The sequence below is a fragment of the Planctomycetota bacterium genome, assembly GCA_026387035.1.
Classification (GTDB): Bacteria; Planctomycetota; Phycisphaerae; order FEN-1346; family FEN-1346; genus JAPLMM01.
The window spans coordinates 1-8115 of the sequence record JAPLMM010000038.1; the positions used below are offsets into that span (position 1 = coordinate 1).

6 protein-coding genes are annotated in these 8115 nt (G+C 60.6%); 3 read left to right on the forward strand and 3 right to left on the reverse strand.

Going from position 1 to position 8115, the window contains the following annotated elements:
* From NTX40_01135 to NTX40_01145, 3 genes are all read right to left on the reverse strand, one after another.
* On the reverse strand, positions 1-200 hold a 200-nt coding region (locus NTX40_01135; GenBank protein MCX5647693.1), incomplete at its 3' end, for a hypothetical protein.
* 54 nt (positions 201-254) lie between these two features.
* Complete coding sequence (locus NTX40_01140) at positions 255-728, reverse strand: response regulator (GenBank protein ID MCX5647694.1); 474 nt, start codon at positions 726-728, stop codon at positions 255-257.
* A gap of 125 nt (positions 729-853) precedes the next feature.
* Positions 854-1534: a DUF2064 domain-containing protein gene (locus NTX40_01145; protein MCX5647695.1), complete on the reverse strand. Its 681-nt coding sequence runs from the start codon at positions 1532-1534 to the stop codon at positions 854-856.
* 732 nt (positions 1535-2266) lie between these two features.
* On the opposite strand from NTX40_01145, the gene NTX40_01150 reads away from it, so the two are divergent.
* The 3 genes from NTX40_01150 to NTX40_01160 are packed head-to-tail and all read left to right on the forward strand — an operon-like array spanning position 2267 to position 7694.
* Positions 2267-4024 carry a site-specific DNA-methyltransferase gene (locus NTX40_01150; GenBank protein ID MCX5647696.1) on the forward strand — a complete coding sequence of 586 codons (1758 nt, stop codon included), beginning with the start codon at positions 2267-2269 and terminating at the stop codon, positions 4022-4024.
* Between the two features lie 17 nt (positions 4025-4041).
* Complete coding sequence (dinD, locus tag NTX40_01155) at positions 4042-4908, forward strand: DNA damage-inducible protein D (GenBank protein MCX5647697.1); 867 nt, start codon at positions 4042-4044, stop codon at positions 4906-4908.
* A complete protein-coding gene (locus NTX40_01160) occupies positions 4908-7694 on the forward strand; it encodes a DEAD/DEAH box helicase family protein (GenBank protein MCX5647698.1) in 2787 nt (928 codons plus the stop codon). Before dinD ends, NTX40_01160 begins: the two co-directional genes overlap by 1 nt.
* The last annotated feature ends 421 nt before the right edge of the window (positions 7695-8115 follow it).

Sequence of the window (8115 nt, forward strand, 5' to 3'; positions counted from 1 at the left end):
TCCTTCTCGAAAGTTTCGAAGGGGATGCCTTCGGCCTCGCAGAATTGCGTGAGAATCTTCGCCGCCAGATGTTCGTCGCCCGGCGGGTTCTCCGTCCGCGCCCGGATCAGGTCGGAAACGTATTGCCGAAGGTCGCCGCGACGGTCCCGCAGAAACGAACGGACCTCATCGCCACGGGGAGGGTGTTTGGCGTGTCCCATGTCGCTCGGATCAAGAGAAGCCGACGGCCTCATGGACCCCCGCGGGAAGCGACTTTAGGCGTCGCCTTCGCCCCGGCTCGAATCCACTTCCTCCAGGTACGCCAGCGTACGCTCCAGTTCGTTTTGCAGGTGCCGCACCTTCAGCAGGCTCCGCACGCGCGTCACCAGTTCCCAACGGTTGACCGGTTTGGAGAGAAAATCGTCTGTCCCCGCCTCCACCGCCCGCTCGATGTCGCCCACCTCCGTCAGGGCCGTCACCATGCAGATCGGGATCCCCGCGGTGGCGGGGCTCGCCTTCAGTTTTCGGCAAATCTCGAACCCGCTCATCTTGGGCATCATGATATCCAGAAGTATCAGGTCAGGCTTCTCCGAGGCCACTTTCTTCAGCGTCTCCTGCCCGTCCGCCGCCGACACCACCCGGCACCCCAGTTCCTCCAGGTACGCCTGCAGGAGTTCCACGTTCTGCTGGTTGTCGTCGGCGATGAGGACCGTCGAGTTCCGCACTTCTTCCTCGAATTCGCCCGCCATGCCCCGACCCCCTGTTTCGTCTGCCGCAGATCCCCTGCGGGTGCCGCCGGTCCTCACGGCGCGCCGGGACCGGGACCCGCCAGTGCCGCCCCTCGCAGGCTTGCGCCCTTTCCCCGCCACGCGCCTTACTCCGTTTGCCTCAACCGTGCGAGCAGCGTCGCCGTCCGTTTCGGCAGCCCCTCGCTTCCCGCCACCCCCAGCGCCCTCAGGTGGCTCTCCAGCCGCTCCAGGCCCGCCGCGTCCGCCACGTCGTACCAGTGCGGCACCAGGCCCAGGACGAGGCCGAACGCCTCCGCCCGGTCCACCAGGGCGTCGAACACCCCGTCTCCGTCCCAGTCGAAGCCGAGGAAAAGTTCCGGCCTCTCCAGGCTGAGGCCCACCAGGTACACCCCGCCCTCCGTCGTCGGGCCGAGCACCACGTCGTCCACCAGCAGCCGGTCGAACGCCTCGATGACGAACGAGTCCGGAACCGTCGGGCAATCCGTCACCAGCACCACCACCCGCTGATGCCCCGACCGGAAGGCGTACTCGCACAGGCTCGCCAGCACCTGGCCCCGCGTCGCACCTTGCTGCTGCATCACCCGCCAGTGCCGCGACGCCAGCAACTCCACCGACTTCCGCGCGCCGCGCGGGGCATAGGCCAGCACCCGGCTCCGGACCGACAGGCCCGAGAATCGCTCGCACAAGTCCATCACAAAACTACGGTAAACCCTTGCGGCCGCAGGCGCACCGAGGACCGCCGCCAGGCCGGGCTTCACCCGGCCGGCTTTCGGTTCCCTTACCAGGAATGCGAACAGGGTGGACATCCGCCCCGCCTTTCCCCGGACGGCCGCTTAATCGGGTCCACATTGCCGCCTCGTACTTCCGGCCTTCGTAGTCCCGACAAGTCGGGACTGCTTCCGCCCTCCGTAGCAGTAGCACGGATACTGCGGAGGACGGGTCGGCGGAGTAGGCTCGCGCCGAACCCAGCCGCAATTGGCACTGCAACCGCGGCAATTATAAGCCCTTCCGCCCAAAACTGTCCATCAAAAAAGGTATTCCGCCTGTCGAAGCGCAGCGAAGACCCGCCGAAGCCTCTGGCGAAGGCGGGCCGCTTGCCACGGCGTAGTCCCTGACAGAGCCGGAAGTCGAAGACGAAGTTTACCCGCCTCTGGCGGGACGGGCCGCTTGCCACGGCGTAGTCCCGCCGCGCCGGGACGAAGACGGGTTCGATATTCGACATTCTCCTTTTGCCCTCCCCCCCTTCCCCTCGCCCTTCCTCTGAACGTTGAACGTTGGACGTTGGCTGTTGAACGTTCGCCGTCCCCCCCGCCGCCTTTCCCCTTGCCCGATGCTTCTCGCCGTGGTATTTTCTCCTGCCAAGAGAAGCCTGGGGCCAACTCATGCCAAACAAACGAAAGCCTTCCAAGAAGAAAAAAAAACAGAAGGTCAACATGCACTCTGCCGACATCACCGCCGACCGACTCGCCGGCCTACGGGACCTCCTGCCGGAGGCCTTCGCGGAAGGCAAGGTTGACTTTGACAGGCTGCGCGAGGCCTTGGGCGAAGAGGTGGACGACAGGCCGGAGCGATACTCGTTTACGTGGGCGGGGAAGCGCGACGCGATGCGGCTTCTCCAGGTTCCGAGCCGCGCCACCCTGGTGCCGTGCACCCAGGAGTCCGTGGACTGGGACGCCACGCAAAACCTCTTCATCGAGGGCGAAAACCTGGAGGTCCTCAAACTCCTCTACAAGTCCTACGCCGGCCGCGTGAAGATGATCTACATTGACCCGCCCTACAACACCGGCAACGACTTCATCTACCCCGACGACTTTCGCGACCCGCTTCAAACCTACTTGAAACTGACCGGCCAGAAGGATGCCGAAGGCAATCTCCTGACCAGCAACCCCGAGACCTCCGGCCGCTACCACTCGGCCTGGCTGTCCATGATGTACCCGCGCCTGTTTATGGCCAAGCAACTCCTGGATGATGACGGAATCATCTTCGTGAGCATTGACGACCGGGAGGCGTACGACCTGAGATTGCTCATGAACGATATCTTCGGGGAAGAGAACTTCGTTGCTCAATTCGTCTGGCAGTCGAAGAGGGGCGGGGGTGGAAACGTAGGTACTGTAGTTGGAGAACATGAGTACATCCTTGCTTATGCACGGCAGAATGATCCAAGTGCAGTAGGCAGACAGGTTGCCGATGCGCAGCCGCTTGACCTGACGGACGAAAAGGGGCCCTATCGCAAGGGGCGCGAACTGAACAAGTGGGGTGCCGGTTCTGCTCGTGCTGACCGGCCAACTATGTGGTTTCCGATCCCCGGCCCGAACAAAGAGGATGTTTACCCGCTTCGCAACGATGGGAGTGAAGGACGGTGGCGGTGGGGCAGGCCCAAAATGACGAAACTTGTCGAGGACAACGACGTTTTGTTCGAGCCCCGCGCCGACGGCACGTACGTCGCATACGAGAAGATCCGCACGGCTGGCCCGCGCTACAAGGCCCATCGAACGCTCTTTACAGATGTGGGCACAGTGGCCGAAGGTACTGCAACATTGAAGGAGTTATTCGGCGGCAAGAGTCCGTTCGATTTTCCAAAGCCGGTATCGCTTATGAAACGCCTTCTTCAGATTGGCGCTTCCGAGGAAGACTCCATTGTGCTCGATTTTTTCGCCGGTTCCTGCACAACCGCGCATGCCGTGTGGGAGTTGAACCAAGAAGATGGCGGAAGCCGCAGGGTTATAATGGTTCAGATGCCGGAGCCTACCCCAGAAGTATCAAGTGGTCGTAGGATGGGATTCAAGACCATTGCTGAGATTGGCAAGGAGCGTATGCGGCGGGTCGTAAAGGAGATGCGCGAGGCCGCCAAGGGGGGGCTAGACCTGAAAGACCGTGAGGAGCCAGAAGACATCGGGTTCAGAATCTTCAAACTGCTTGAAAGCAACTACCGGCCCTGGAAGGGCGTCGAGAAAAAGGACGGCGCGGCGTACGCCGAAACCATGGAGATGTTCGCCGATCCGCTCTTGCCCGGCTGGAAGCCCGTGAACGTCCTCTACGAAGTGGCCTTGAAGGAAGGCTACAGCCTGACCTCGAAGATCGAGAAGGTCGCTGGTCTAAAGGACAATACCCTTTACCTTGTCACCAACCCGGACAAAGGCCAATCCTTCCGCATCTGCCTGGACGACCGGCTGAAGCCCGCAACGCTCAAGGCCCTGGCCCTCAAAAAGGACGACCTCTTTATCTGCCGCGATTCGGCCCTTACCGACGAGCAGGCGGCAAACCTGGCGCTTCAGTGCAACCTGAAGACGATTTGAAAAGGGGGGAGAGGCACATGGATAAGGAAATCGTCGTTCGCCTCCATACCAGTTTCGAGGATATGGTCCGTAAGCACCCCGAAAGCGGCGTGGAGTTCTGGTGCGCCCGCGACCTCCAGATGCTCCTGGGTTACAACCAGTGGCGGACGTTCGCGGCGGTCATCGACAAGGCCATAACCGCTTGCGAAAACTCGGGTTACGACCCCAAGGACCATTTTGCGCGCGCGCGCAAAATGGTGGACCTCGGCTCAGGGGCTAAGCGCGAGATTGAGGACATCGCCCTCACCCGCTACGCCTGCTACCTCATTGCCCAAAACGGCGATCCGGCCAAGGAAGAGATCGCCTTCGCCCAGACCTATTTCGCCGTCCAGACCCGCAAACAGGAGATCGTCGAGAAGCGACTGGCCGAGGCCGAACGCGTCAGCGCCCGCCGAAGGCTCACGCAGTCGGAGAAGGAACTCTCCGGCATCATCTTCGACCGCCTGCGAGAAAACGAGAGTTTCGCCCGCATCCGAAGCAAAGGCGATACGGCCCTTTTCGGCGGCCGGACCACCCAGGACATGAAGGGCAAACTCCGCATCCCGAAAGGACGCCCCCTGGCCGACTTCCTGCCCACCATCACCATCAAGGCCAAGGACTTCGCCAACGAAATCACCAACTTCAATATCAAACGCAACGGCCTGCACACGGAGTTCGGCATCACCGACGAGCATGTCAGGAACAACCGCGAAGTCCGCCAACTCCTGGTGGATCGCGGCATCGTGCCCGAAGCCTTGCCCCCGGCCGAGGACGTCAAAAAGGTCGAGCGGCGATTGATCTCCGAACAAAAGCGACTCCCGAAACAGATCGAGGGGTTGGAAGGGCCGGCGGAGACCTCAGGCTGATGGAATTCAAGTTCGACCCCAACCAGGAGTTCCAGGTCCGGGCCATCGAGGCCGTGGTGGACCTCTTTGACGGCCAGCCGCGACTCGGACCCGCCATGCACTTTGCGGCCGGGCCGCTCTTCGGCGTCTCGGCCATCCCCAACCGCCTCGACCTGGATGAGCGAGCCCTTCTCGCGAACCTCGAAAAAGTTCAGACACGCAACGGCATCAGGCCCGACGCAGCCCTTCAGTGCATCGAGCAAGGTATTGAAACCCTTACCGGCCCAAAGACCGCCCGATTCCCCAATTTCTCCGTCGAAATGGAGACGGGCACGGGAAAGACCTACGTTTACCTGCGCACGATCCTCGAACTCAACAAGCGATATGGGATGCTCAAGTTCATCATTGTGGTTCCTTCGGTCGCCATCCGCGAGGGCGTCCAGAAGACCCTTCAAATCACCAAGAAGCACCTCAATGCCCTGTACGGCAACCCCGTGTACCGCCCCAACGTGTACGATTCCTCGAACCTCTCGCAAGTCAGGCAGTTCGCCCAGACAAGCAGCGTCGAAATCCTGGTGATGACCATTGACTCCTTCAACAAGGCGTCCAACGTCATCCGCCAATCCACCGACCGCCTTCAGGGCGAAACACCCATCCACTTGATCCAGGCCGCGCGGCCGATCCTCATCCTCGACGAGCCGCAAAACATGGAAAGCGAAAAGAGCATCACAGCCCTGGCCGCGCTCGATCCCCTCTTCGCCCTCCGCTATAGCGCCACCCACCGTGTGCCGTATAACATCGTGTATCGCCTTTCCCCCGCAGATGCCTATCGCCAGGGCCTTGTCAAAAAGATCGAGGTGGATTCGGTCGTAACCGAGGGCCAGGAAAACCTCCCCTACCTCGTTCTCGAAGACATCCAGGCCAGGAAAACGCGCCTCACGGCCCGGCTGCGCGTCCGCAGACTTACAAAAAAGGGCACCGTCGCTCAAGCCAGGATAACCGTAAAGCCCGGAGATTCCCTCCAGGCCAAGACCAACCGGGCCGAGTACGCGCCCTTTGTCGTGGACGAGATCAACCGGGGCGCGGGATTCGTCCGGTTCGCGAATAATGTCGAGTTGAGGATCGGCGAGGAGATCGGCGCTGACCGCGACGCCATTTTTGAGGCGCAAATCCGCCAGACTATTGAAGAACACTTTCGTAAACAGCAGCGCCTCCGCCGTCACGAAATCAAGGTTCTCTCCCTCTTCTTTATTGACCGCGTGGCGAACTATGCGGCCGAAGACGGTGTCATCCGCCAACTCTTCGACAAGGCTTTTGACGAATTGAAGACGAACTCTGAGTTCAAGGACGCATGGGGCCGTCTTGACGCCGCCCAGGTCCAGGCCGCCTACTTCGCCGAGAAAAGGCACCGCGGCGGAGAGGTTGAACTCGTCGATTCCGTAAGCGGCGACAACAAACAGGACGAGGCCGCCTACGACCTGATCATGAAGAACAAGGAACGCCTTCTCAGTTTCGACGAGCCGGTGGCCTTCATTTTCTCGCATTCGGCCCTGCGGGAGGGGTGGGACAATCCGAACATATTCCAGATTTGCACCCTCAACCAGACTGTCTCGCCGATGAAAAAGCGGCAGGAAATCGGACGCGGCGTAAGGCTCGCGGTCAACCAGGCCGGCGACCGCCTTCAGGATGAACAGGTGAACATTTTGACGGTCGTGGCGAACGAGAGTTACCGACTTTACGTGGAAACGCTTCAGCGCGAGATCACGGACGACTATCGCCAGCAAATCGAGGCGCGATTCGGCAAACCCTATAACTTGCTTACTGACGCCCAAAGGCGGCAAGCGGCGAAGGAATTCGGTCTTCCCCCTCCGCCGCGCAAAGCCAAGACGGGCCGGGCGCACCTCCGAAAACAGCGGCACCTGCGCCAGGATTTCAAGGAATTGTGGGAATGCATCAGGCAAAAGACCCGCTACTCCGTGCGCATCGACACGGAACGCGTTTTGGGCCAGGTCGTCCGCGCGCTCAATCGGACACCCATCAATCCCCCGCGACTTGTCCTTGAGCGCGCCGAAATGGACCTGGACGAAGAAACTGGCGGATTCCGCGCCATGCTGACCAGCCAGGCAAAAACCCTGCGCCACCTGAGGGGGCGATTCCCCTTGCCGAATCTTCTCGATGTGATGGGCGACCTGATGGAGCACACTTCCCCCCAGGTCCGCCTGACGCGCCGAACGCTACTGGAAGTCTTTCGGCGGACGCGAAACCAAAGTGCCGCCCTTGAGAATCCGCACGAGTGGGCCACCGCAGCGGTACGCCTCCTTAAACAGGAACTTCTTGAGCAGTTGGTCGCCGGTATCCAGTACGAAAAGATCAATGAGTGGTATGAAATGCGGCAGATACTTGATGATAAGCTCCTTGAACTATTCTGCGAACACTTCTGGCGTGCCGATCCGCAAGAAGACAAAACGCTCTATGACCTCGTCCCTTGTGATTCCGAAGTCGAGCGCCAGTTTGCCGAGGAAATGGAGGCACGAAAAGACGTGCTGTTTTACATGAAATTGCCAGGATGGTTCGCGGTGGAAACGCCCGTGGGAAAGTACAATCCCGACTGGGCCGTCGTTATGGAAACGGAGCAACCGGGCGGAGAAAAGAACCGCAGGCTTTATCTGGTGCGAGAAACCAAGTCCACACATGACCGTAGCGAATGGCGGCTGGACGAAACGCGCAAAGTGGATTGCGGCAAAAAACATTTTGACGCCCTGGGCGTTGATTACAAGGTAGTCACCAACGCATCGGAGTTGCTGTAGTTCTGCGGAATTCCCGGGGACAGGCATTTCCGTCCCCCCCATCCTGCAGCCTGTCCCGACCTCTCGGGATTCCCCCGCCTGTCGGAGCGCAGCGGAGACCCTCCGTCTTGTCCGCCGTAGCCTCGGCGACGGCGGAAGCCTCGGCGACGGCGGGTTCCCCCCAATCCCCCAGTCCCCCCAGTCACCCAGTCACCGGTCCTCAAACACTGTTTCTTTAGGAGCGCGAGATTCCCCCGCCCAAACCGACCCTGCCCTCCGACCTGTCCGCCATAGCCCAACGGGCGAAGGTGGAAGCCTTGGCGAAGGAGGGTTACGTGCGTCCGCGGGAAGTTATGCACATAAAGGTATGCACATGACATGGATGGAAAAAGTGCGAAAAAGGGCACAAAAACCGGTAAAAACCGGTCAAAAAACGTGAAAA